Here is a 25,901-nt window from a genome sequence, read left to right as displayed (position 1 = left end):
TATTATACTATTTTGAACATATATACAGACAAAATGAAAACAATTATCCCTCAAGTTAAAAATCCGACTAAAACAATATTACTTCCATTCCTCCTCATAAGTATATTTACCGCATGCGGAAATTTACATCATTTAGACAACATCCGGTATGTGAACCCAATGATCGGGACCGGAGGTGATGGTAGAATATCTCCGGTAGCAGTCGTTCCATTCGGAATGATACAACTGGGTCCGGACACAAGGCAATTCCTCAATGGATATCATTATAATGAAAATATTATTATAGGATTTAGCCATATCCATAAGAGCGGTGCCGGATGCGGGGACATGCTGGACTTACTATTTATGCCGACAATTGGCAACATGAACTTTCACACGAATCGCCAAGAATTTCAAAATAAAGGATACGAATCAACCTTTAACCATGACAACGAAAAAGTTGTACCCGGCAGATATTCTGTCCTTTTAGATAATGGAGTAACTGTTGATTTAACAGCAACAAAACGCTGTGGGTTCCATCAGTATCATTTTCCAAAGACAGACAGTGCCAATATAGTGATTGATTTGATACATGCGAATTTGGGAGGTTGTTCCATTTATAATGAAGAGAATTACGACAACGTTATCGACGCCAAACTTAACATAGTAAACAATACTACCATAGAAGGATATAGGATTTCTACGGGTCAATCGGAGGAACAACATGTTTATTTTGTGGCTGAATTTTCGGAACCATTTGAAGATAAATTGATTCTCGACGATTTTACACCGAAACCGGATATAGACTCTATCGCCAGTTTAACGATCCGTTCCGTATTCCGTTTTGAAAGTGATGGAAAAAAACCGATATTAGTGAGAGTGGGTATTTCTCCTGTCAGTATAGATGGTGCGCATCAAAATTTGAAGAAAGAAATAACTCATTGGAATTTTGATCGTTCCGTTCTGGAAGCACAACAAGCTTGGGCGGATGAATTGAATAAATTTTCAGTTCAAACAACGGATTCAACCCATCTTGTCTTGTTTTATACCTCTTTATATAATGCTTTGATGTATCCCTCCCTTTATTCAGATGTTGATGGGAAATACCGTGGCCCCGATCATAAAGTACATCAAGCCGACGGATATGATTATATGGCTCAGGTATCAAGCTTATGGGACACTTTTCGCGCCCAAAATCCATTAGTGACATTAATTAATCCGACTATTGGTACTTATCATGTTAAAACATTTTTAGACTATTATAATCATTTCGGATTATTACCCATAATGCCGCTGAATGGAAACGAAACATTTACGATGCTCGGATATCATGCGATGCCAATAATTGCCGACAGCTATTATAAAGGATTAAGGAATTACGATGCAGAAGCAATCTTTGAAGCGATGAAAGTCTCTGCTAATCGGGATACTTTCGGATATTGGCTCAAGGAGCCATTAGGCACCTACAATTATAAGAAGTATGGGTATATTCCATACGAAACAGAAACACGGTCAGTAGCGACGACCTTGGAATATGCGTATGATGATTGGTGTATTGCCCAAATGGCAAAAATGCTCAAACATGAGGACGATTATAAAATATATCTGGAGCGCTCTAAAGCATATAAACATTTATTTGATCCGGTGACAGGCTTCATGAGAGCAAAGAGTATGGACGGTAAGTGGCTCGAGCCTTTCGACCCTCTAAAACCGGAACATCAAAAAGACCGCAGTTATGTAGAAGGAAATGCTTGGCAATGGACTTTTTTTGTTCCTCATGATCCCGAAGGATTTATAGAATTATTCGGAGGAGCTGAAGCATTTACCGATAAACTGGATCAGTTATTCAGTGTTGTCGATCCGGATCCTGTTCGAGCTGCATCTGTACCGGATATGAGTGGTTTAATCGGACAATACGCTCATGGCAATGAACCTAGTCATCATATACCTTATTTTTATAATTATGCAGGTAAAGCTTGGAAAACCCAGGAAATTGTAAACCGCATCCTTACCTCATTATACAAAAACAGCCCTGACGGGTTACCCGGGAATGATGATACCGGGCAACTCAGCGCGTGGTATGTATTCAGTAGCATAGGGTTCTATCCCGTACGCCATGGTAATGGAGAATATGCAATAGGAGCGCCTTTAATGGATAAAATACAGTTTAGACACACGTTAAACGGTACACCTAAAACCTTAACTATTGAAGCAAAAAACAGATCTAAAAAGAATTTTTATGTGCAGTCACTGTTGGTAAACGGAAAACCATATAATAGTTCAACAATTAATCATGATGATCTCTTTTCGGATGATTGCAGTTTGATTTTCATAATGGGCGATACACCCAATAAAGAATGGGGTTATAGGATATCTAAATGAAAGCGAATATATAATAAAACGACAATAACATTTTAATTAACAAAATGAGAGAGAATCTTTTAGGAATAGATATTGGAGGCACAAAATGTGCTGTAATATACGGCATCAAAGAAAACAATACTATCGCAATTGTGGATAAAATCATTTTTGAGACGACGAATGTCCATGAAACAATCAATAATATTTGTGAGTCCACCACAAAAATAATGACGAAACATCAGTTGAATGAAAAGAACACCTGCGCTATCGGTATAAGTTGTGGCGGCCCACTTAACAGTAAAAAAGGAATTATCCAGTCTCCTCCTAATCTTTATGGATGGGATCATATTCCTATTATAGATATCATTACAAAAAAGTTTAAGATACCAACCGGAATACAAAATGATGCAAATGCAGGAGCATTGGCAGAATGGGAATTTGGCGCAGGTAGAAATACGGATAATATGGTTTTTATGACTTGTGGAACCGGGCTTGGTGCCGGATTGATTTTAAATGGAAAACTGTATTCGGGGGCAAATGATAATGCAGGAGAAATCGGACACATTCGACTTTCAGATTATGGGCCTGTGGGTTATGGCAAAATGGGCTCATTCGAAGGTTTTTGCAGTGGAGGAGGAATCGCTCAATTGGCCAAAAGCAAAGTGGTAGAAAAGATTCAAATAGGAGAGAGCGTAACATGGTGTAGAAAAGACCATTTGGAAAAGATAACCGCAAAAATGGTAGCGGATGCTGCGATAGCCGGAGACAAACTGGCTCTCGATATTTTAAAAACATCCGCAACATATTTAGGGAAAGGCCTTTCTATTATTATCGATATACTCAACCCTCAATTAATTGTAATGGGAGGAATATATTCCCGTAACGAGAAATTATTTAAATCTCATGTAATGCAGATAATCAAAAAAGAAGCTCTGGCAAATTCATACAAGGTCTGCAACATACAGCCGTCTGTTTTGGGAGAAGCAATAGGAGACTATGCCGCATTATCGGTAGCCGTAAATATTATAAAAAGAGTATGACAACGAATTTTATTAAGGACAGTTTAGCTGAAGCTCAAGAAGTATTGCAAAACTATTGCTCCGATTCCAAGATAATACAGGCGATAGAGAATGCGATCAACATGATGTCAGATGCTTTAATACGCGGCAATAAAATCATCGCATGCGGTAATGGCGGTTCCCTCTGTGATGCCACTCATTTTGCGGAAGAAATGACCGCACGCTTTCGTAATAATAGATGTGCATTACCCGCTATAGCCATTAACGATCCCGGACATATAACGTGTGTGGGAAATGATTTCGGGTATGATTATATATTTTCCCGCTATATTGAAGCGGTCGGACAACCGGGGGATGTATTATTGGCATTCAGTACGAGTGGAAATTCAGCCAATATTATATCAGCGGCTAAAACAGCCAAAGAAAACGAACTTTCTGTGATAGGAATGTCACGTGCCTCCACTACCGATAACGAATTGTCCCGATATGCGGATATATTTATAGGTGTTCCGCATCAAGGGTATGCCGATAGAATACAGGAAATGCATATATTGACGGTACATATCATGGTACAAGGTATAGAATATAAAATGGGATTAAATACATAAAACAAAAACACATTATTTAAATGAATAAAAAATCGCTACTAATAAAAATATTGCCTGTATTGTTTGGCTTTTTCATTATGGGTTTTGTAGATATTATAGGTATTGCCATAAATTATATAAAAGTTGATTTTGTAGAATTAAGCGATTCTGTCGTCAATATGCTTGCGACATCATGCTTTCTATGGTTTCTCTTATTTTCAGTCCCTACAAGCATGTTAATGAATAAATACGGCCGAAAGAATATTGTATTATTGAGTTTCATTATTCAAGCCATTGCATTAGGGTTAATATTTTTAAACTACAGTTATACCTCCATATTAATCATTTTCGCTGTAATTGGAATCGGAAATACGATCTTGCAGGTTGCTTTAAATCCACTGGTAACCGATGTTGTTGCAAGCAATAAACTAACAGGAACGTTGACGTTGGGACAATTTGTCAAAGCCATTTGTTCCTTTACCGGTCCTCTACTCGTTAGTTTTTTTGTATTGAATAATTACGAATGGAAAACAATTTTTATTGTGTATTCGGTCATCTCACTAATCGGATTTATATGGCTCATAAGTACTCCTATTAAAGAAAATACGGAAAATATAAAAAGGGTGTCTTTCCCAAGCATATTAAGGTTATTGCAAGATAAACGCCTGCTCCCATTTTTCATTGGTATTTTAGTATTGGTAAGTGTGGATGTGAGCATAAATATTACCTTCCCAAAATTTTTATTGGAGAATAATGATATCATTCTTACCGAAGCAGGATTGGGTAACAGTGTGTATTTTTTTGCAAGAGCTGCGGGAGCTTTACTCGGGGGAATTTTACTCATGTCTATATCGGAAGTTAAATTTTATCGAGTAAGTGTATGGTTAGCTTTACTGGGATTGATCCTCATGCTCGTATTTTCGCATAACGTCTGGTTGGTTCTTCTATCCGTCGGACTATTTGGTCTTGGCTATTCAAATCTGTTTGCCATTATTTTTTCTTTGTCAATGCAAAAGTTTCCGAAAAAAGAGAACGAAATATCGGCTATTCTTATTATGGGGGTTTCGGGGGGAGCCATCCTCCCTCCTATTATAGGAAAGATAACAGATATGACACAGAATCAAAGTATGGGAATTATAACTATTCTCATCGTATGGTTGTATATGGTATGGCTAACTAAAAAAATCGCTTAAAAGCGATATCCTCCATGGAGACGATTTCGTCAAAAGAGCAGCAAAAGATTCACTACGGCCTTGATTTGCTAAAAACTCGGGCGCGAGTATCATCAAAGTTTGTTTCATCCCTCCGCGAAGGATTATATGAATTACGAACGGAATATAACATTTGAATAATCACAAACTTGCAGATTACGATTTGATACTCGATTCGTTGTATGGCGAAGAAGGTACTCCAAAACGCGAGGTATTCCGCCATAAGGCATATTCGTATTATAACCGGACAGTTGATTCGTAATGCACGCAAAGCGGAGAAAATGACACAGCAAGAATTGGCAAGCCGGATTGGCGCCGGAAAATCATCTATTTCCGTCATTCCTCATATTTCGTCAGGACTCTTTGTCCAAAACATCCAAAGCTGTGAATATTTGCCTTAAAGATGCCCCCCAAAACACATTTTGAATAATTCTCTCTTTATTAATAAGAAATGTTGAGGGATAAACATAAATGCCCGGATCATAGGCTTCTTTATTATAATCAGGAATGATAACGATATTATCCCACTTCTCGTTATTTTGCTCTAAAAAATGCACGACACTATCTTTATCATCGCTTGTTATGGCATAAAAATCAATATTAGGATACTCTTTAGCCAACAAATTGAATACCGACAACTCTCGAATACAAGGTGCACATGTAATACTCCAAAAACTTAAAACGGATTTTTTAGCATTTGTGGCAATATCTACTGGGCGTCCTGATAAATCCGGATATAACAATGGCGGCAACTTCTTCCCGATAATTTTCGTTTTTGCCGGATAATTATTGACTAAATGTATTTTAGCAATAGAAGAATTTGTATCTATGGTTATGCTATACCTTCCTGTTTTTAACGAATCCTTCATTTGTTTTTCCGAAATAATGTTGCCCGAAGGATCGAACCATTCGTTACCTTCTGATTGAACAGAGATACTTCCATCGGAGTTTTGAGTTACTTTTGCGTGCTCCTGTGAATAAGAGTTGATATAAACAACGCTGCAAAATAGCAGTATAATATATTTACTCATCCTGTTTGTATAAAAATGGCTTATGATTATGAATCTTCTTTGAAAAAAGTTTCCATATTATTCATCGTTCTTATTCTCGACTCTCTCATTCATTAGATAAAATATTGCGCCTTTATTTCTTCTCTTCCTCTTTTTTGGGGCTGCCGCCGCGGTCGATGGTGATGCGGGCGTTCTTGTAATCCGTATAGAAGTCCGTGCCGGCGAAGATATTGATCAGGCTGTCGAGCTTGTAGAGGCTCTTGCGCAGCTCTTTCATCAATTCGGGGATGGTCTGGTTGTGGCGTTTGCGCTCCAACTGCAGGTCGCGGGGTTTGCCCAGTAACGCATCGTAGGTGTCGATGATGGTTTTCAGTCCGGACATTTCCGTTTCATTCACGGCATAGTCGGGTAACGAAAGTTGGGTGTTTTCGGGTGCAACGCCTTCCGTTCCCGTTTTGCCCCCCTCGCCAGCGGGCGGAACCGCGCTCAATATGGGCATGACCCGATTGTAAATGTCTTTCACCTTGGTGAAGGCATCGACTTCCTTCAGGCTTGCCAACGAATTGCGGCTGACACGCAACTGGTCGTGCAGTTCCATATTTCCGGTATCGAGGGCGTATACCGATACCCTCTGGGCGATATCGGCCGTTTTCCGGTACATTTCAAGCGCCATGTTATCCTTATCCGTGCTGGCTCCCTTGGTAACGATAAGGGAACCCTCGGCATGGGGCTCCAATGCATCGACAATACCAGTGAAATTACCCGCTTCCAGGGCAAATCTTACTTGTTCATTCCAAACCGGTTCGTGCTGATGGAGGATGACCTTCACGGTACGAGCCATTCTATACGTGTTAGAATCTCTCGTGGTCATAATTGTTTTTTTAATGATTTGAACTAAAATTTCCGAAAGTTAGGAAAGCGGGAGGTAGGCTCCAAATCTTTCAGGTTAAAATATATAAATAATCAGAGGCGCCAAGTATAATTAAAATCAACAAAGATTAAGGGCGTTATGAACCGAAAGACCGTCATTCCGGTACGTTCGCTCTTTCATGGAGAAGAGCGCCTGACATTTTGTCTGTTCCAGGCTACATTCTCCTTTGTCAGATCGACTTCGGATACTGTCAGACTGAGTTTAGCCGATGCGAGACTGAGTTTGCCCGATGCGAGATCGAGTTTGCTCGAGGTAAGATTGACTTTGGCCGTTACATGTTCGACTTCGGAAACCGGAAGAAAGACTTCCCGGCCTGTCGGAACGACTTTGGAAAAGAGCAGAACGACTTTTCCCGATGCACCTGTGACATTTTGGCCGGTCGAAGCGACTTTGGCCGCTGTTTGTGCTTGTTTGCCCGCCGTACGCACCACTTTGGGCACCGTACGAGTGTCTTTGGACACCGTATGGGCCACTTTGGTCACCGTACGAGTGATTTTGGGCGCCGTACCCGCCACCTTATCCATCGCACCAGAGACGTTGGGCGGCATACGAGTAAGTTTTGCCACCTTTAGCCCGGCCTCGGGGCAAGGAGGAAAAGGTTATTTCACATCTTTCATCACTATACCCCCTCCCCGCTCCTCGGTGCTCCCCTTACGCTAAGGGGAGAGTTAAAGAGAACCTTCGGAAGTCCCGCTCCACGGCACCGGTTCGAAATCATATCCTTGCCCGAGCAACCACTCGATGGCCCGGGGCAATGCATAACGAAGGTTCTTTTCCGCTTTCAGGGAGTCATGAAAGACGATGATCGATCCGTCGCGGGTATACTTTTTCACATTCTCGAGCACCTGCTCCGGTGTCATGTACTTACTGTAATCGCGCGTCACCACATCCCACATAATGATGTGATAGCCGGCTTTGCGCAGCAGGCGGGGCTGGGGAGCCATCATATGCCCGTGCGGAGGGCGGAAAAGCGGGGAGTCGATGAGCGCCGCCGCTTTAGCGGCATTGGCCAAAAAGAAACCGGACGTATGCTGCCATCCCTGCAAGTGATTGAAAGTGTGGTTTCCGGTACGATGTCCGTTATCCAACAACATCCGATATACGGAGGGATACTTGCGGACATTATCGCCCACACAAAAGAAAGTTGCTTTTATACCGTACTTATCCAGCACCTCGAGCACCCACGGCGTGACCTCGGGAATGGGGCCGTCGTCGAAAGTAAGATAGATCGTTTTTTTGCCGGGATGAGGAATCCTCCAGATTGTTTCCGGATATAAGCACCTGTAAAACTTAGGGGGTTGTTCAATCAACATAAAGAATATAATAGAAGAAATACCCACCCGCCGATTATCGCATCGTCAAGTGAGTATTTCAATCATTTTTTGTTATTGTGCCGCTTGTTTATTGTATTGCTCCAGCAAACGGGGACTGAATTGCTGCATCATTTTCAGCGCTTTCTCCATTGTTTGCGCTTCCACCGACTGCTGCGCCGTGTCCACCGAAGCCGTATCGGTCAGGTAATACCCCCGGATAGAGCTATTGGTTAACTCGCGGAGAATGGTATCGCCCACGTAAGACACTCCTTGCGTATAATACACTTGCGCCCGTTGCAACAAATCATCCACCATTACCTGATACTTTTCGCGGTCGTACTCTTGGTAGATCGTGGCAATCAACAGTAACGGATTTATATTATTATAGATAACATCGCTCAGGTTATTATTCACCTGTTGAGGCTTCAAGCGTCCGAACCAATCGAGGTTACGGTTCACCCGCTCGCTGATTTGCGATATAAGCGCCTGCGCCTTTTCCGTCTCACCCAAACTGTAATAAGCCCGGGCAAAAAGAAGACCGTCATTCCGGTAAGGAACTGCCGATCCGGGCATCACCGTGGTGCATTTATCCAGCGCAGCCAATGCTTTTTCGTTTTCGCCTTCGTCTATCAAGGCATTAATCAATTCCGAAAAAGACAGACGGAAAGTAGAGATCATACGCCGGCTCGTTTCGTCGAGATAGATATCGGGATTCTCTTCCAATCCGCCCCAACGGAACTTCGTCATCATATTCTCATACGCCGCGTGTATATTGACGCGATTGCTCAAGGGCGTTCCCGGAACGACTTGATAGGTAAGCCCGTTCAGTGAAAAATTCCGGTCTTTCATATTCAGATACAAACTCTGTTCGACCGTGGTCGCGTAATACAGTGGGCGTGTCCAATTTCCGTCATTAATATTGGAAAGCATCTCGAGAATCATCATTTCATGACGATATACCGACGATTTACCGCCCAAATTGACATACATCCTGCTTGCCGGGCGGGCATGCATCGCAGCCCAGTCGACTCGAGCCGTATCCACATCCAGATAAAGCTGATTTCCGGGGATGATGCGGGTATCGCCGGTGGTAAACGGATTGGCGGGTTGGGCGTTTTGTCCCGTACGCAGGCTCTCCATTGTTTGCCTGAGGGAGATCGTATCTTTGAATGCGTTTATATCGTAATATGTCGGGAAAGAGTACGCCGGGATGTTATTATCCTGAAGCGCCTTTTCAATTTCCTGCTTCGTAATGATATGAGCGTAACTAGCTGCTTCATCCCAATATTGCGGGCGAGTCCAGCTAATGGGCAACGGTTTCGACTCGTAGGCTTGGCGTACCAGTTGGTCAATATACCATTCTGTTTGCAGGAAGCTGAGGTTCGTCACACGCACATCGGTACGAAAACCTTCCGTTTCCTGTACATACCACAGCGGATAGGTATCATTATCGCCATTGGTGAAGATGATACCGTCAGGGCCGACCGAACTCAGGTAATTCATCCCCGTGTCGCGCGCCAACGTTCTGCCCGAACGATCGTGGTCATCCCACGTCTGCCCGACCATCTGCAACGGGATCAATACCCCGATGACCGATGCCACAACCGCCGATGCCGTACGGTTCTTGATATATTTACGGAGGAAATAGTCGATGCCAGCCACGCCCAACCCTATCCAGATAGCAAAAGCGTAAAAAGAACCCGCATACGCATAATCCCGTTCACGCGGTTCGAAAGGCGTTTGGTTCAGATACAGCACGATGGCGATGCCCGTCATAAAGAAGAGCAGGAACACAATGATAAAGCTTTGCTTCCCTTTTTCTTTCAATTTAAATTGATAAAGAATGCCGATGAGCCCCAAGATAAGGGGCAACATATAAAACTTATTATGTGCTCTGTTATCGGCAATATCGGGAGCGATATCGTCTTGCGGGCCAAGGCCCAACACATGGTTATCGATGGGCGGAATACCGGTAATCCAATTTCCGTACATCAGTCCCCCGTCGCCCTGAATATCATTTTGCCTTCCGGAGAAATTCCACAGGAAATAGCGGAAGTACATATAATTCAATTGATAACCGAAGAAGAAACGGATATTCTGCCACAACGTGGGCGGCTTGTTCGGATCGGCGACATCGCCCCAACGCTCATATCCTATGATATGATTCCGGTATCCCGGCTCGCCCTGATGCGTGTGCATCCGCGGGAAAAGCATGCTGTTGGTATATTTATAGGTAGGGACTTCCGAAGCCACATAACGGTCTTTTTCTTCGGGAGATTTCTTGACAATCTTCCCGTATTTTTTCTGACTTGTATATACGGGCGTTCCATCCGCGTTCCGCTGTACCTGCGAGGCATAGGTATGCCCATAGAACAACGGCGTTTGCCCGTACTGCTCCCGGTTCAGGTAGCTTCCCAGCGAGAAAACATCTTCGGGAGAATTTAAATCCAACGGCGGATTGGCGGCCGAACGAATCGGAATCAACGCATAGGCTGAAAATCCGATCAACATAACCGTCAGGGAGGAAGCGGCCAAATGGATAAACCGGTTGTGCAGTCGCTTATCCTTAAAGATAAAGTACGCAGCCAAGGCTACAAGAACGACCCACAACAAAACGCTTCCACTGATGAAAAGAATACCGGCCAACGCCAGGCTGATGAAAAACGCCACCTTCGCCCTCGATTCTTTTCCTTTCGCCGACACCGTCTCGAATAAACACCATGAGAGGCTGGCCAAAAGCAATACCAGATAAATGAAGAAGCCGGAGTTGTACGACATTCCCAATGAATTGACAAAGAATAGTTCAAACCAGCCGCCGACCTTTGTAAAACCGGGAATAACGCCATACATCACCACGACGATAAGGGCGAAAGACAGCAACAGATACAGGAGCCCGCCTTTCCAGGTGGGAGTTTCATTTCTCTTGAAGTAATACACCAATACGATGGCGGGAATGCAGAGTAAATTGAGCAAGTGAACACCGACAGACAACCCCATAATGTAGGCAATCAGCACGATCCACTTGTCTGACCCGGGCTTGTCGGCATTCGCTTCCCATTTCAGGATAAGCCAAAACACCAAAGCCGTCAACATCGACGAAAAGGCGTATACTTCGCCTTCGACCGCCGAGAACCAGAATGTATCGGAAAACGTATAGGCCAATGCACCCACCACACCGCTGCCGATAATGGTGATAATCTGGCCCAACGTCATCGTGTCTTGTTCCTTACCGGCCACCAACTTACGGGTCAAATGCGTGAGGGTCCAAAACAGGAACAGTATCGTGAAAGCGCTCAACAAAGCCGACATGCTGTTTACCATCTTGGCCACTTGCGACGGATCGGAAGCAAATTGTGTAAAGAGGTTTCCCACCAGCATGAAGAACGGCGCTCCGGGCGGGTGTCCGACTTCGAGCTTATAAGCAGAGGTGATAAACTCTCCGCAATCCCAAAAACTGGCCGTGGGTTCGATCGTCAATAAATAGACGATGGCCGCAATAGCAAACACGCCCCAACCGGCGATGTTGTTGATCAACTTATATTTCTTCATTTGTTTTTCGATTTCTGAATCGTATATATCCGATTGAAAAGACGTTGTGATAATGAAAATCGCAGCAAAGATACATAAAACTCTTTATATATAAGGGTGAGGTACAAAGCCATTCTTATTTTGTTGTATTAAAAAACGTGAAACTCAACGGTCTTTCCGTCATCGCACGCCTTTCGGGGCTGAAAAGTAAAAACAGAAATGTCTCTATTTGCGATTTAGACGTTATCTCCCGCAGAGGATGCAAACCGGGTATCGCGAATCATTAAATCGAAAAAACCGGAAATGTCGTTCAGAACGACATCCCCGGTAAAACATAAAAAATTCTTCTTAAAAAAGAATTATTGCAGCCGGACTAACCGGTATAGAAGCTGTTGGATGGCCTCCTGATAATCATCTAAAATGGATTGGGTAAATGCTTCGCTGAATAACTCGCGATTGGATTCTACATACTGGTAAAAATCCGAGGCATGTTTTACGATATCCCGAGGATTGGAAGTTTCAGGAATCACAATATCCAAATCACCTTTCAACGCATAGGTTGTTTCGGCAATACGGTCGGTGACATCCGACAAACCGGCGATCGCTTGATCCAATGCAATATGCTGAGCGTAACTTCCTTTGCCGGTTACATGCCAATGATACAGTTTCAAACTACTGTTAAACGAAAACAGGTTGCCAATAAACGTGGCCATTTCTTTATTTGCTGAAATGACTTTTGAATCGGGTTGTTTTAATGTTGTTGTATTCATAACTTTTATTTTTGAATTGTTTCTATGCTTATAAAACACTTGGAAATGGAAAAAGTGCTCCTATTCCGATTGAACATATAGATGCATAATAGGCTTCATCTATATACCGATGAGAAGCGGCACCTAAATAGAAACGGGAATCCCGTCCAACCGTTCAAACGGCGGGAAGGCGTTCGGCGGGAAAGGAGGATAAAAAAGAAACTTGACGTCTTGCGGATAATTATAAAAAATATATACCTTTCCTCTAAAAATCCCCATGACAACCCTTAATAATAACCCGTATACTCATTTAATATACAGAACCTTACTTATGTCTTTATTTCATGGGCAGGCACGGGAAAACCACCCGTCTTTATTTTTAAAGACCGGAATAATGGAATAATAATATACTTTCCTCTACGAGCTTTCCTGTCTCACACGCGCTTTCATTGCCGGCAAAGCCTGTCGATCATTTTGAGAACACGGGATCATGTTTTTCAACATGTCGCCACAAAGGTAGGGAACTGAGGTGATGCCGGAAGAAACTATCCGGTGGGAAGGTTTCTCAACCAGGCGTTACCGCCTGTAAATTTCTGTTGGCATCAAAGGGTTGCCCTGTTTTCAACACGTTAAAAATGATTACCAGTATTTTACGTGTTATAGCCATTAACGCCTTCTGCGATTTCATCCGTCTGGAGAGCTGATTGTACTTTTTACCCAAAAACGACCTTTTCGAACGGGCTGCCGACCAGGAAACTTGAATAAGCGACTTTCTAAGATACTTGTTCCCGTGAAGGGTTTTACGGGACTGTATCTTGCCCGCCGACTCATCGTTCCTGGGGCGTAGCCCGGCCCAGCCCACTAACTGGGAAGCCGAACCGAAGGCGCCCATGTCATTGCCGATTTCAGAGAGGATACACATCGCGCTGTATTTTTGGATGCCCGGTATGGTACACAGCAATGAGATTTCCCTTGCATAATATTTATCCGCAAGTTCTTCTAAATGGTTAAGGCAAGCAGCCTGCTGTTTTTCAAACAAATCCAGTTGTTCCATACATTGTTTGAGCAATTCAATGTCAGTTGGGCACAGTACTCCGTCCAGGGAATCGCCAATGACCTGGTCCCCGTGCTTGTTCCTGATACGTCCGTGAACCAGCCGGGCAAGTTTGCCGCGGTCGCGTTCCCCCTGTATGAGGGCATTAATGATCTTGCGTAGCGAGACATTGTTCCCCTGGTTCGAGACATAGTTGCTGAACCGGATGTTACAGCGCTGCAACTGGTTGTCCAGTTGTTGTTCAAGACGGACCCGGTTTTTGGTGAGACGGAAGCATTGCCTGCCGTATTGACGCATTTCCTGTAATACCCCCTCGGGTACGAAGCTGCCTTTTATTAAACCCTTCTGGAGGCATTGGGCTATCCAATGAGCGTCCTTCACGTCACTTTTACGGCCGGGCAATTGCCTGATGAAATAAGGGTTGGCCAGTTTTAGCGAAAAATCAGACGCCAGGACATGCCACACAGGCATCCAATAGATGCTGGTACTCTCCATGGCGACTCTGCCACAGCCATGCGACACCAAGGTGTCACGCAGGGAGGTTAGCTCGGGGGTGAGTGTCCCGAAACGCTTCTCGAAAATTTTATTGCCTTGCTCGTCCAGAATACAAGCAAATACACTATCTTTGTGAACGTCAAGGCCACAAGCTTTTTCCATAAATTGCCGGAATTTAATTGTTAGACAATTAGTTAATTTTATTGGTCAAAGAACCAACTTTCAAAGGTAACATTTGTGCTTCGAGCACGGTACGGTAAGCCTGAAAAAGTTCAAGTGGCCTTGATTTTTATTTCACGCGCTTGGAAATACCCTAATTTTCATGTAATTTTGCGCTCCGGCTTTGCTAAGAAACTGTTTTGAATTTTCCGAATGATATGATTTTGTTTATTCTTTTAGGCTGTTTTTTGCCTTTTTTGCGCCTTTGAACTTTCCTTTCTTTCCTCTAAAAATCCCCATGACAACCCTTAATAATAACCCGTATACTCATTTAATATACAGAACCTTACTTATGTCTTTATTTCATGGGCAGGCACGGGAAAACCACCCGTCTTTATTTTTAAAGACCGGAATAATGGAATAATAATATACTTTCCTCTACGAGCTTTCCTGTCTCACACGCGCTTTCATTGCCGGCAAAGCCTGTCGATCATTTTGAGAACACGGGATCATGTTTTTCAACATGTCGCCACAAAGGTAGGGAACTGAGGTGATGCCGGAAGAAACTATCCGGTGGGAAGGTTTCTCAACCAGGCGTTACCGCCTGTAAATTTCTGTTGGCATCAAAGGGTTGCCCTGTTTTCAACACGTTAAAAATGATTACCAGTATTTTACGTGTTATAGCCATTAACGCCTTCTGCGATTTCATCCGTCTGGAGAGCTGATTGTACTTTTTACCCAAAAACGACCTTTTCGAACGGGCTGCCGACCAGGAAACTTGAATAAGCGACTTTCTAAGATACTTGTTCCCGTGAAGGGTTTTACGGGACTGTATCTTGCCCGCCGACTCATCGTTCCTGGGGCGTAGCCCGGCCCAGCCCACTAACTGGGAAGCCGAACCGAAGGCGCCCATGTCATTGCCGATTTCAGAGAGGATACACATCGCGCTGTATTTTTGGATGCCCGGTATGGTACACAGCAATGAGATTTCCCTTGCATAATATTTATCCGCAAGTTCTTCTAAATGGTTAAGGCAAGCAGCCTGCTGTTTTTCAAACAAATCCAGTTGTTCCATACATTGTTTGAGCAATTCAATGTCAGTTGGGCACAGTACTCCGTCCAGGGAATCGCCAATGACCTGGTCCCCGTGCTTGTTCCTGATACGTCCGTGAACCAGCCGGGCAAGTTTGCCGCGGTCGCGTTCCCCCTGTATGAGGGCATTAATGATCTTGCGTAGCGAGACATTGTTCCCCTGGTTCGAGACATAGTTGCTGAACCGGATGTTACAGCGCTGCAACTGGTTGTCCAGTTGTTGTTCAAGACGGACCCGGTTTTTGGTGAGACGGAAGCATTGCCTGCCGTATTGACGCATTTCCTGTAATACCCCCTCGGGTACGAAGCTGCCTTTTATTAAACCCTTCTGGAGGCATTGGGCTATCCAATGAGCGTCCTTCACGTCACTTTTACGGCCGGGCAATTGCCTGATGAAATAAGGGTTGGCCAGTTTTAGCGAAAAATCAGACGCCAGGACATGCCACACAGGCATCCAATAGATGCTGGTACTCTCCATGGCGACTCTGCCACAGCCATGCGACACCAAGGTGTCACGCAGGGAGGTTAGCTCGGGGGTGAGTGTCCCGAAACGCTTCTCGAAAATTTTATTGCCTTGCTCGTCCAGAATACAAGCAAATACACTATCTTTGTGAACGTCAAGGCCACAAGCTTTTTCCATAAATTGCCGGAATTTAATTGTTAGACAATTAGTTAATTTTATTGGTCAAAGAACCAACTTTCAAAGGTAACATTTGTGCTTCGAGCACGGTACGGTAAGCCTGAAAAAGTTCAAGTGGCCTTGATTTTTATTTCACGCGCTTGGAAATACCCTAATTTTCATGTAATTTTGTTTATTCTTTTAGGCTGTTTTTTGCCTTTTTTTGCGCCTTTGAACTTTCCTTTCTTTCAAATAGCCCGCTATTCGATACGAAACGAAAGTTCAAATCCATCAAAAAATGACTAAAAAACACCGCATAAAAAAATTCAAAACAGTTTCTAAATTCACAACGTATGTATTCCACATCTCTCAAAAAGTATCTCTATCTATCGATTGCCGCGGCAATCGTGACGATTACACTCAAGTTTGGGGCTTATCTTGCAACCGGTTCGATGGGACTCTATTCCGATGCGTTGGAATCGTTGGTCAATTTATTCGCGGCGATAGTAGCCCTCATCATGTTCACCGTGTCCCAAAAGCCGGCCGATAAAGGGCACGTATACGGGCACGGAAAGGCCGAGTATTTTTCGAGCGCGATAGAAGGCGCCCTCATCCTGGTTGCGGCGTTCAGCATTATTTATTCGGCTATACAGCGAATCATCACCCCCCATCCCATCGAAAAAATCAGTATCGGTATCATCATTTCGTTCATCGCCACAGTGGTCAATTTCATCGTAGGACGCATATTGATTTATAACGGCAAGAAAAACAAATCGATGGTGTTGGAAGCCGACGGAAAGCACCTGATGACCGACGTCTGGACTTCCATCGGGGTGATCGCGGGTATTTTTGTGGTGAAAGTCACCGGACTGGTTATTTTTGACCCTGTCATAGCTATCGCTGTCGCAATCAACATCATCTACACCGGATATAAGCTTGTCAGCCGGTCGGCGAGCGAATTAATGGATGCCTCTATCCCGGTAGAAGATCTTAACAAAATCACCTTATACTTAGATTCTTTAAAAGAAAAAGATATCAGTTATCATTCGCTGCGCACCCGCGAAGCAGGACGGCGTAAATTCATCTCGATGCACCTGCTCGTTCCCGGAGAATGGACGGTCAAGGAAGGCCACGATCATGCCGATATGGTGGAGGAATCGATCGAAGACATGTTTGAAGAGCCCGTTACCGTGACAACCCACCTGGAACCGGTCGAGGATCCGGCCTCGATGAAAGATATCGGCATAGACCGGAAAAAAACGGATGCCGGATAACGGAAGATTGATGCAGATTGATGCAGATTGATGAGAGATTGACATCTTTATTTCGTATATTTGTACGTTTTTTCAAAAAAATCATCCATTTAATTACTTATTCATTCTTCAATATGGCAAAAATAACAAGAGAAGAAGCCCTTCTCTACCATTCCTCCGGCAAACCCGGAAAAATAGAGGTCGTGCCGACCAAGCCCTATAGTTCTCAACGGGATCTTTCTCTCGCTTATTCTCCCGGCGTGGCGGAGCCTTGTCTGGAAATCGAAAAAGATGCGGATAAAGCGTATGAATATACTTCGAAAGGCAACCTGGTGGCGGTGATATCCAATGGCACCTCCGTCTTGGGACTGGGCGACATCGGCGCCATGGCGGGAAAGCCGGTAATGGAAGGAAAGGGTTTGTTGTTTAAGATATTTGCGGGAATCGACGTATTCGATATCGAAATCGATGAAAAGGATCCCCAAAAGTTTATCGAAATCGTAAAAGCCATCGCCCCGACTTTCGGCGGCATCAACCTGGAGGATGTGAAAGCTCCGGAATGTTTTGAGATAGAAGAACGACTGAAAAGTGAGTTGAGCATCCCCATCATGCATGACGACCAACATGGGACGGCCATTATATCGGGTGCGGGACTACTCAATGCGCTCGAATTGACAAACAAAAAAATAGAAGAGGTAAAGATCGTCATCAACGGCGCCGGCGCTGCTGCCGTTTCTTGCACGAACTTATACATCTCGTTGGGGGCAAAGCGAGAGAACATCGTCATGGTCGACTCGAAAGGTGTGATCTCGGTGTATCGAAATGATTTAAACAGCCGGAAAAAGCCTTTTGCCACCGAGCGCAACATGACCACGCTCGAAGAAGCGGTGATCGGCGCCGACGTCTTCTTGGGACTATCGGTGGCGAATGTATTAACGAAAGAAATGGTTCGCTCGATGAACGATTATCCCATTGTGTTCGCTTTGGCGAATCCCGACCCCGAGATTACGTATGAAGAGGCCATGGAAGCGCGTAAAGATATTATTTTTGCCACAGGTCGTTCCGATTATCCCAATCAGATCAATAATGTGTTGGGATTTCCTTATATTTTCAGGGGGGCATTGGATGCCCGAGCCACTTGCATCAACGAAGAAATGAAGTTGGCCGCCGTGAACGCAATTGCCGAATTGACCAAAAAGGCGGTTCCCGATGTGGTGAATGCCGCTTACGAACTGAAAAGCCTCTGCTTCGGCCCGGAATACATCATTCCCAAGCCTCTCGACCCGCGCCTGTTGACTTCCGTCTCTCCCGCCGTCGCGAAAGCGGCGATGGATTCGGGCGTAGCGCGCAAACAGATTACCGACTGGGAAGGCTACGAACTCTACTTGCGTAAATTGATGGGGATCGACAATAAAATGTTGCGCCGCTTTTATGATACGGCTCGTGAGAATCCGAAGCGCGTCGTTTTCACCGAGTCGAATCACGTGAACATGCTCAAAGCGGCGGAAATGGCCGTGACAGAGAAAATATGCTTCCCTGTTTTACTCGGAAACGAAGAGAAAATCGCCAACATCGCCGCCGAAAACAACATCGACCTTACCGGCATCGAAATCGTGAACCTCCGACACGACCGGGAAGAACAGCGCCGTATTGCTTTTGCCCGCTATCTGGCGGAAAAACGAAGCCGTGAGGGTATCAGTTTCGACGAAGCGTACGAGAAGATGTACGAACGCAATTATTTCGGCATGATGATGGTGGAAACAGGGCAGGCCGACGCGTTGATTACCGGCGTGTACACCAAATATGCCGACACCATAAAGGCGGCTAAAGATGTCATCGGGATTCGTGAAGGCCTCAACAATATTGCGGCGATGCACATCCTGAACACCAAAAAGGGAACGCTTTTCCTGGCCGACACGCTCTTTATGCGTAAGCCGTCGGTAGACGACCTGGTAGAAATTGCGAAACTCACGCATGATTCGGTCCGTTTCTTTGCCCATGAACCGGTGATGGCGCTGCTCTCCTACTCGAATTTCGGTTCGGGGAAATCGGGCAACCCGGCATGCTTGAGCGAAGTGATCCACAAATTACATATGCAGTATCCCGATATGCAAATCGACGGGGAAATGCAAGTGAACTTCGCACTCAATAAGAAGTTGCGGCACTCAAAATATCCTTTTTCCAAAATAGACGGCAAAAAAGTGAACACTCTCATCTTCCCCGATATCAATTCGGCCAACATCACATACAAGATGCTCTTGGAGATGGGACTTGCCGACAGCATCGGCCCGATTCAGATGGGGTTGAATAAGCCTATCCACATCCTCGATTTGGAAAGCTCCGTGCAAAACATCGTGAACATGACGGCCATAGCGGTATTGGACGCCATCGTACAGGAACAAATCGATAAAGCAAAAAAATAAAAAGCTTTTGTCCTCCTAAATACTCGTCATTGCGGACTCGATCCGCAATCCCCTGCATCCTTCGTCATTCCGGGATTGACCCGCAATCCATTGATAAACGGAAGTATGACTATGGGGATTCCGCGTCAAACGCGGAATGACGGACGAAGGAGTGTTTCAAGCGACAGGCTTTATCAAATCAACTTCAGTCTTTTCCGGGCTATGACCGTCTGCACAAAAGCTCTCATGCCGAGATACAAAATAAAGGAAAGCCAGAGGCCGTTATTTCCTAAAAGGGGCACGGCAATAAAATAACATGCGAAGAACATCATCGAAGCAAAGATCATCGTATTCCGCATTTCTTTCGATAAGGTGGCGCCGATAAAAACGCCATCCCACAGAAAAGCGGCAAATCCGGTTATCGGAATAAGCACCGTCCAGAAGGTATAGCTCTTCGCCACACGAATCACTTCGGCCTTATCGGTCAGCAGGCTTATTAATTCGCCGGGGAAAAAAGAATAGGCGATAACCGCGACCAAATTCACCAGAAATCCCCAGAAAAACAGCCGACGGATCATCGCTTTCAGGTTCTTTCGATCTCCGGCTCCCACAAATTTCCCCGTGAGCGCTTCTCCCGCATACGCAAACCCATCCATAAAATAGGAGAACAGCATAAAGAACTCCATCAACAGGGCATTGACGGCCAATAACGTATCGCCCATCGACGAAGAAGCGAAAGTGAAAAAGCCGGTAACGATCGTCAATAAAAACGTGCGGACAAACACATCTGCATTTACCTTAAAAAACGACCGCAACGCCACTTTATTCCATAGATCGGCATAACGGAGATATTTTTTCAACCTGCCGTATTTCAGGCTCCATACCGTGACCGTGACGGCAAGGGTAATGATTTGCGACAACAACGTGCCCAGAGCAATCCCTTCGATATCCATCCCGAGCCCGAACACGAAGGTGAAATTCAGTCCGATGTTCAGAATATTATTAAAAATGGCGATGAACATGGGCGTCTTCGCGTTCTGCATGCCGAGAAACCATCCGTTGAAGGCGTACATCGTCAGCACGGCGGGCGCCCCCCACACGCAGATGCGGAAATAGGCTTCGACATATCCTTTTATTTCCTCTCCCGACAGGATAAACCGAAACGCGAATTGCCCGATCGGATATTGCAACAAGATGATAAGCACACCCAGCGAAACACTCACAATAACGGAACGAAGCAGAACGCTCGTCGCCTCGGTTAAGTTCCGGGCGCCCAATGCCTGCGAAGTAAACCCGCTGGTAGACATCCGCAGAAAACTGAAATTCCAATAAATCATATTAAAGATGGTCACGCCGAGCGACATGGCGCCGATATATTTCGCCGAATCCAAATGCCCCGCAATACCGATATTCGCCAAACCGATAAGCGGAACGGTTATATTCGAGATTATATTGGGGATTGCCAACCGAAAGATTTTCCTGTCCATGGGCGCAAATTTACAAAAGAATGCACAATGGACAATGGACAATACAAAATGGATAATGCAAAATATAAAATGCAAAATTCTCCATTATGCATTGTCCATTGTGCATTCTTTTTGTAGTTTTGCACCGCGTTTTTTAACTAAATTAAAACAATAAAAAGATGAACAAAAAACAAATGAACACGACGAAAGTGTTCCGTTTCAAACGGTTTGCCCGCAAATCGTACAGCGTTTTCAACAGCCTGCACAAAGCCGTAACCATCGGCGTACTGGCCGGCACTGCTTTGATAAGCGCTCACGCGGCTTCGGTTAACCCGGTAGAAACTATGTACAAAACAACACTTTCGGACTCCATTCCGCAAGAGGAACTGGAGGAAATCGTGGTCACTGCGTCCAAAGTGAATCTGCCATTGAATCTGGCAGCCAAACAAGTGACGGTGATCACGGCAACCGACATTGAACGTTCGCCCGTTCGCAGCGTAGAAGACCTTTTACAGTATGTGGCAGGCGTAGACGTTTTGCAACGAGGGCCTCACGGCGTACAGGCCGACATTTCGCTCCGCGGAGGCTCTTTCGACCAGGCTGCCATCCTTCTTAACGGTGTTAACCTTACCAATCCTCAAACCGGACACTACAGTTTCGACATTCCCATTAATCTTTCCGACATCGAGCGCATTGAAATCGTCCAAGGACCGGCATCTCTTCTTTACGGTGCAGGCGCATTTTCGGGGGGTATCAACATCATCACAAAAAGAGACTCCGAATCCAACGCGTACGCGAAAGTGGAAGGAGGTATGCACGGACTCTTCGGCGCCGAGGCGCGCGGAGCTTACAAAACCGGCTCGTCGCTTCACCGGCTTTCCGCCGGATACAAACGCTCCGACGGATATATCGCCAACAGCGACTATAACATTCTGAACCTGTTGTGGCAAAGCCGATTCGACCTACAAGACGCCGATATCGATGTACAGGCAGGTTATAATGATAAAGACTATGGAGCCAACACTTTTTATTCGGCGCAATACCCCAATCAGTTTGACGATACGGAAGCGATTTTCGCATCGGTCAGAGGGGAAACCCATGGCCGGCTGAAGTTTATTCCCCACCTTTACTGGAGCCGCCACTACGATGAATATCAGCTGATCAGGGAAGGGACGCCGAATGTCCCCGAATGGTATACCGATCATAATTACCATCGCAGCGATGTGTTCGGCGCGAACCTCAACATGCAATATGCCTCTTCGCTCGGTATTACCAGCTTCGGCGGGGAATTTCGTAACGAAGGTATTCTCAGCAGCGTGTTGGGACAAAAAATGGATCAGGCCATCGGCAAGTATACGAAATCCTACAATCGAACCAATATCAGCTACTTTCTCGAACATAATTTCGTCGTTGATCAATTTACGCTTTCGTTGGGAGGATTGCTGAATCATAATACGGCAATCGTAAACAAATATTCATTTTATCCTGCCGTGAATGCCTCTTTCAGGGCTACGAAAAACGTCAGTTTGTACGCATCCTGGAACAAAGCAACGCGCATGCCGACCTTCACCGATTTGTATTATAATACGAAAACTCACAGCGGCAATGATGCATTACTTCCGGAATACAGCCAATCGCTTGAAGGAGGAATAAAATACCACAATCGTTTCCTCAACAGCAGCGTTGCATTGTATCACAACCGCAGCCAAAATTTGATTGATTGGATAAAACCGGATGCCGACAGCAAGTGGCAGGCTATCAATCTCGACAAAGATGAAGTACTCAAGACCTATGGCGGGGAAGCGTCTTTTTCATTATTCCTCGATGAAATCGTTCCTTCCGGCAACCCTTTCAAATTACTCCAACTCGGATATGCGTATTTGACACAAGATTATGCGTCTCAAAAAGAAATCAATAACCCGGTGTCAATGTATGTCCGCAACTTTTTGAGACATAAGTTTACCGCCAACCTGGTACATACCCTTGTGAAGGATTTGTCGGTATCATGGAACTTCCGTTGGCAAGACAGGGCGGGCTCTTACGTCAATTACGCGCATTCTGCCGATGGGGAGAAAACCGATTACAAACCTTTCAGTATATTGGATATAAAAGTCAATTATGAATGGAAAGATTTTGACTTTTCCGTCAACGCCAACAATGTTTTCAATTCCCAGCACATCGATTTGGGAAATATTCCTCAAGCAGGATTCTGGCTTACCGGAGGAATCAGTTATCGTATCCGGTAAAAATTATCCATCGGAATAAATAAACAGAAGAGGGAACTCAAAAATCTTTAAGGTTTTAGGTAGTTCCCTCTTTCCTTATAATACCGAATCCTGAAAACATCTTCATTTACATTTACACACAATTATTTCTATTTCTCAACTTTTTTCCATTTATTTGTACGCTAATTTTGATGCCTGTCTCAAAAAAAATAAATGATCAATAGCAAAGACATAGAATCCATTTATAACTTGTATGTAGAAGATTTATTTACGTACGCCATCTATTTGGGATTGGATAGAGATCAGGCTATGGACGCCATCCACGACATATTCTGTAAGTTGGCCGATGAAAAAAATCCGACGGATACGATCAAGAACATGAAGTTCTATCTTTTTGCATCGCTTAAAAACAGAATATATGACTTATATCGTACACGCAGGCAATATATAGATATTCACACCGTAGAAGAGAGCCAAGAAGAGCCTTTCGATATCCACGTCAATATGGAAGACATTCTGATAGAAAAAGAAGAGCAAGCCCTGGTGAAACATCAAATAGAAGAAATGTTGCACTCTCTCACCTCTCGTCAAAGGGAAATAATTTATTTACGGTATGTACAGGAATATGAATATACCGAAATAGCCGAACTGCTAAACATCAGCATCCATGGATGCCGCAAACTGGTATCGAAAGCCATTCAAAGCCTCCGTGAAAAATACGGCTCTTTGACGCTTTTATTCTTCTTATCCATTATGTAAACTCGCAAGTAATTTAAAAACACTATATTTGTACAGGCATTTTAAAGCATAGGATTATGGATATTCAAACTAGAAAATTAGAATTTATACAGAAGTTCCTACAATTGCAGAACGAAGAAGCAATTAGCTGGATGGAAGACGGAATAATTTTTATCCACGATGTTTTTGATGTGCGGCAAAATCCAACCAAAATGATGGATGAATCCCGATAAGCCATTTTTCTTTTATTTCTTCTTTTCGGGCTTGTTTTTTCTCTCCTTATCCCAACTTAATCTTGCAAAGAGATGCCCATTATGTTAAACCCGTAAGATTTTTCAAAAAAGAGGGGATAAATCTTTTGCCGGCTCGTCTCTCTTAAACAACGAATGCTAAAATAAATTCAAGGAGTTTTTAGGCATAACGATCGATTATTAAAAATGAGAGACAATAAATACACCGATTACACGGATTTTCTAAAAGACCGTAAATTCATTCAATGGCAACTCTTACCGGATGACCGGCTGGATGAATATTGGCATGCCTTTATTGAAAAGAATCCCGATTTAACCGCAGAACTTTCTTACGCCAAAGAATACTTGAAGACATCGGTATTGAATAAGCCGTCGATGACGGAAAACGAACGCTTATCTTTATTGAAAAAAATACAATCGTCGACACAAGTTGTCCGGAAAAAGAGAAAGTTGCGCCGTTATCTGCAATATGCATCAGCCGCTTGCGCCGTTATCGCAATAATCGTCGGATTACTGTATTTTTCCCGTGAAGAGAGTTCTTCTTTTGAGCATAACAAGGATTTAATCTCCGGTAATCAGTTGAACAATGAAAATATCCAACTAATTACTGCCGAGAAAACCATTTCGTATAAAGAAAATATTGATGTTGCCATAACCACGGAAGGAACCGTTAAAGTTATTCAATCCGGACGCGAGGAATCGATAGAAACGGAGGGTGGATTTTTAAATAAACTGATCGTACCTTACGGTAAGCGTTCTAAAATAGAACTTGCCGATGGAAGTAACGTGTGGCTGAACTCCGGATCGGTAGTTGAATTCCCCTCCACCTTCAGCAAGCAGTCGCGCGAGATTTATTTATCCGGAGAAATGTATATAGAAGTCGCGCCGGAAAAGAACAGATCATTTTACGTCCATACACCCGATTTTCTAGTGAAGGTATACGGTACGAAATTTAATGTCTCAACCTATACGGATACCCCTTCTTCGGTAGTATTGGTAGAAGGCAGCGTTGCATTACAAGCATCGAAGAAACATCCCGAGCAGCGTCTTCATCCGAATGAACTAGCCATTTTCGATCCGCAATCAAATACATTCGATAAACGATTGGTAGATATAAATTCATTTATTAGTTGGAAAGACGGGTATTTGATTTTCGATAAGACGCCCATACCGGAAGTATTGAAACAAATAGAACGTTACTATAATTTGTCTTTCAATTTCGGACAAGATATCCAGTTACAAAAACGAACTTGCACCGGGAAAATCTATCTATCGGATAATTTAGACAATGTAATGGCAACCATCGCGTTACTTACATCAACAAAATATACGAGAACAGAACATCAGATTTATATTACAAATGAAAACAATTAAAAGAGATTGCCTATGAACAAATAAAAAACGAGTTCAAAAGCTAACGGTTTGTTTAGCCAATAATTAAAAAGTCGAACGGTACCGT

Annotated in this window: 19 protein-coding genes; 10 read left to right on the top strand and 9 right to left on the bottom strand. The window is 44.0% G+C overall.

Features of this window, described 5'->3' with window-relative positions; all coding sequences use genetic code 11:
• Positions 1–33: 33 nt before the first annotated feature.
• The 4 genes from ABNK31_RS03335 to ABNK31_RS03320 are packed head-to-tail and all read left to right on the top strand — an operon-like array spanning position 34 to position 5,139.
• A complete protein-coding gene (locus tag ABNK31_RS03335; protein WP_418894313.1) occupies positions 34–2,361 on the top strand; it encodes a GH92 family glycosyl hydrolase in 2,328 nt (775 codons plus the stop codon).
• 44 nt (positions 2,362–2,405) lie between these two features.
• Positions 2,406–3,380 carry an ROK family protein gene (locus tag ABNK31_RS03330; protein ID WP_418894312.1) on the top strand — a complete coding sequence of 325 codons (975 nt, stop codon included), beginning with the start codon at positions 2,406–2,408 and terminating at the stop codon, positions 3,378–3,380.
• Positions 3,377–3,967 (top strand): SIS domain-containing protein, encoded by a 591-nt coding sequence (locus ABNK31_RS03325; RefSeq protein WP_418894311.1) that lies wholly within the window; start codon positions 3,377–3,379, stop codon positions 3,965–3,967. The genes ABNK31_RS03330 and ABNK31_RS03325 overlap by 4 nt, the downstream gene beginning before the upstream one ends.
• Positions 3,968–3,987: 20 nt before the next feature.
• A complete protein-coding gene (locus ABNK31_RS03320; RefSeq protein ID WP_418894310.1) occupies positions 3,988–5,139 on the top strand; it encodes an MFS transporter in 1,152 nt (383 codons plus the stop codon).
• Positions 5,140–5,510: 371 nt separating this feature from the next.
• On the opposite strand, the gene ABNK31_RS03315 is transcribed toward ABNK31_RS03320, so the two are convergent.
• The 8 genes from ABNK31_RS03315 to ABNK31_RS03280 form a co-directional block, all read right to left on the bottom strand.
• Positions 5,511–6,188, bottom strand: coding sequence for a TlpA family protein disulfide reductase (locus ABNK31_RS03315; protein ID WP_418894309.1), 678 nt, complete (start codon positions 6,186–6,188; stop codon positions 5,511–5,513).
• A 112-nt stretch (positions 6,189–6,300) separates the two neighbouring features.
• A complete protein-coding gene (locus tag ABNK31_RS03310) occupies positions 6,301–7,038 on the bottom strand; it encodes a hypothetical protein (protein ID WP_418894308.1) in 738 nt (245 codons plus the stop codon).
• A gap of 176 nt (positions 7,039–7,214) precedes the next feature.
• The gene (locus ABNK31_RS03305; RefSeq protein ID WP_418894307.1) at positions 7,215–7,664 is read right to left on the bottom strand and encodes a hypothetical protein; all 450 of its coding nucleotides are present in this window, start codon (positions 7,662–7,664) and stop codon (positions 7,215–7,217) included.
• Positions 7,665–7,766: 102 nt separating this feature from the next.
• Positions 7,767–8,411, bottom strand: coding sequence for a polysaccharide deacetylase family protein (locus tag ABNK31_RS03300; RefSeq protein ID WP_418894306.1), 645 nt, complete (start codon positions 8,409–8,411; stop codon positions 7,767–7,769).
• 72 nt (positions 8,412–8,483) lie between these two features.
• The gene (locus tag ABNK31_RS03295) at positions 8,484–11,960 is read right to left on the bottom strand and encodes a DUF2723 domain-containing protein (protein WP_418894305.1); all 3,477 of its coding nucleotides are present in this window, start codon (positions 11,958–11,960) and stop codon (positions 8,484–8,486) included.
• 338 nt (positions 11,961–12,298) lie between these two features.
• Complete coding sequence (locus tag ABNK31_RS03290) at positions 12,299–12,709, bottom strand: DUF5856 family protein (RefSeq protein ID WP_418894304.1); 411 nt, start codon at positions 12,707–12,709, stop codon at positions 12,299–12,301.
• A 544-nt stretch (positions 12,710–13,253) separates the two neighbouring features.
• Positions 13,254–14,399, bottom strand: a complete 1,146-nt coding sequence (locus tag ABNK31_RS03285) for an IS110 family transposase (protein ID WP_418893787.1) — start codon at positions 14,397–14,399, stop codon at positions 13,254–13,256.
• Positions 14,400–14,982: 583 nt separating this feature from the next.
• Positions 14,983–16,128: an IS110 family transposase gene (locus tag ABNK31_RS03280; protein WP_418893787.1), complete on the bottom strand. Its 1,146-nt coding sequence runs from the start codon at positions 16,126–16,128 to the stop codon at positions 14,983–14,985.
• Between the two features lie 332 nt (positions 16,129–16,460).
• Here ABNK31_RS03280 and ABNK31_RS03275 point away from each other — a divergent pair, with 332 nt between their 5' ends.
• Together ABNK31_RS03275 and ABNK31_RS03270 are read left to right on the top strand one after the other, a co-directional pair.
• Complete coding sequence (locus ABNK31_RS03275; RefSeq protein WP_418894303.1) at positions 16,461–17,381, top strand: cation diffusion facilitator family transporter; 921 nt, start codon at positions 16,461–16,463, stop codon at positions 17,379–17,381.
• Positions 17,382–17,494: 113 nt separating this feature from the next.
• Positions 17,495–19,783 carry an NADP-dependent malic enzyme gene (locus ABNK31_RS03270; protein WP_418894302.1) on the top strand — a complete coding sequence of 763 codons (2,289 nt, stop codon included), beginning with the start codon at positions 17,495–17,497 and terminating at the stop codon, positions 19,781–19,783.
• Positions 19,784–19,956: 173 nt separating this feature from the next.
• On the opposite strand, the gene ABNK31_RS03265 is transcribed toward ABNK31_RS03270, so the two are convergent.
• Complete coding sequence (locus ABNK31_RS03265) at positions 19,957–21,249, bottom strand: MATE family efflux transporter (RefSeq protein WP_418894301.1); 1,293 nt, start codon at positions 21,247–21,249, stop codon at positions 19,957–19,959.
• Between the two features lie 158 nt (positions 21,250–21,407).
• Here ABNK31_RS03265 and ABNK31_RS03260 point away from each other — a divergent pair, with 158 nt between their 5' ends.
• From ABNK31_RS03260 to ABNK31_RS03245, 4 genes are all read left to right on the top strand, one after another.
• On the top strand, positions 21,408–23,474 hold the full coding sequence (locus ABNK31_RS03260; RefSeq protein WP_418894300.1) for a TonB-dependent receptor plug domain-containing protein: 2,067 nt from the start codon (positions 21,408–21,410) through the stop codon (positions 23,472–23,474).
• 192 nt (positions 23,475–23,666) lie between these two features.
• A complete protein-coding gene (locus tag ABNK31_RS03255; protein ID WP_418894299.1) occupies positions 23,667–24,212 on the top strand; it encodes an RNA polymerase sigma factor in 546 nt (181 codons plus the stop codon).
• Between the two features lie 56 nt (positions 24,213–24,268).
• Positions 24,269–24,424: a hypothetical protein gene (locus ABNK31_RS03250; protein WP_418894298.1), complete on the top strand. Its 156-nt coding sequence runs from the start codon at positions 24,269–24,271 to the stop codon at positions 24,422–24,424.
• A gap of 204 nt (positions 24,425–24,628) precedes the next feature.
• Positions 24,629–25,816: a FecR family protein gene (locus ABNK31_RS03245; RefSeq protein WP_418894297.1), complete on the top strand. Its 1,188-nt coding sequence runs from the start codon at positions 24,629–24,631 to the stop codon at positions 25,814–25,816.
• Positions 25,817–25,901: the final 85 nt, after the last annotated feature.

The sequence above is a fragment of the Limibacterium fermenti genome (assembly GCF_041902845.1).
GTDB lineage: Bacteria > Bacteroidota > Bacteroidia > Bacteroidales > Dysgonomonadaceae > Limibacterium > Limibacterium fermenti.
This window is presented reverse-complemented; position numbering and strand designations above follow the sequence as displayed.

Excerpts from the sequence above, each read along its gene's own strand:
- ABNK31_RS03335 (WP_418894313.1), top strand. The coding sequence starts at position 34 with ATGAAAACAATTATCCCTCAAGTTAAAAATCCGACTAAAACAATATTA.
- ABNK31_RS03330 (WP_418894312.1), top strand. The coding sequence starts at position 2,406 with ATGAGAGAGAATCTTTTAGGAATAGATATTGGAGGCACAAAATGTGCT.
- ABNK31_RS03325 (WP_418894311.1), top strand. The coding sequence starts at position 3,377 with ATGACAACGAATTTTATTAAGGACAGTTTAGCTGAAGCTCAAGAAGTA.
- ABNK31_RS03320 (WP_418894310.1), top strand. The coding sequence starts at position 3,988 with ATGAATAAAAAATCGCTACTAATAAAAATATTGCCTGTATTGTTTGGC.
- ABNK31_RS03315 (WP_418894309.1), bottom strand. The coding sequence starts at position 6,188 with ATGAGTAAATATATTATACTGCTATTTTGCAGCGTTGTTTATATCAAC.
- ABNK31_RS03310 (WP_418894308.1), bottom strand. The coding sequence starts at position 7,038 with ATGACCACGAGAGATTCTAACACGTATAGAATGGCTCGTACCGTGAAG.
- ABNK31_RS03300 (WP_418894306.1), bottom strand. The coding sequence starts at position 8,411 with ATGTTGATTGAACAACCCCCTAAGTTTTACAGGTGCTTATATCCGGAA.
- ABNK31_RS03295 (WP_418894305.1), bottom strand. The coding sequence starts at position 11,960 with ATGAAGAAATATAAGTTGATCAACAACATCGCCGGTTGGGGCGTGTTT.
- ABNK31_RS03290 (WP_418894304.1), bottom strand. The coding sequence starts at position 12,709 with ATGAATACAACAACATTAAAACAACCCGATTCAAAAGTCATTTCAGCA.
- ABNK31_RS03285 (WP_418893787.1), bottom strand. The coding sequence starts at position 14,399 with ATGGAAAAAGCTTGTGGCCTTGACGTTCACAAAGATAGTGTATTTGCT.
- ABNK31_RS03280 (WP_418893787.1), bottom strand. The coding sequence starts at position 16,128 with ATGGAAAAAGCTTGTGGCCTTGACGTTCACAAAGATAGTGTATTTGCT.
- ABNK31_RS03275 (WP_418894303.1), top strand. The coding sequence starts at position 16,461 with ATGTATTCCACATCTCTCAAAAAGTATCTCTATCTATCGATTGCCGCG.
- ABNK31_RS03270 (WP_418894302.1), top strand. The coding sequence starts at position 17,495 with ATGGCAAAAATAACAAGAGAAGAAGCCCTTCTCTACCATTCCTCCGGC.
- ABNK31_RS03265 (WP_418894301.1), bottom strand. The coding sequence starts at position 21,249 with ATGGACAGGAAAATCTTTCGGTTGGCAATCCCCAATATAATCTCGAAT.
- ABNK31_RS03260 (WP_418894300.1), top strand. The coding sequence starts at position 21,408 with ATGAACAAAAAACAAATGAACACGACGAAAGTGTTCCGTTTCAAACGG.
- ABNK31_RS03255 (WP_418894299.1), top strand. The coding sequence starts at position 23,667 with ATGATCAATAGCAAAGACATAGAATCCATTTATAACTTGTATGTAGAA.
- ABNK31_RS03250 (WP_418894298.1), top strand. The coding sequence starts at position 24,269 with ATGGATATTCAAACTAGAAAATTAGAATTTATACAGAAGTTCCTACAA.
- ABNK31_RS03245 (WP_418894297.1), top strand. The coding sequence starts at position 24,629 with ATGAGAGACAATAAATACACCGATTACACGGATTTTCTAAAAGACCGT.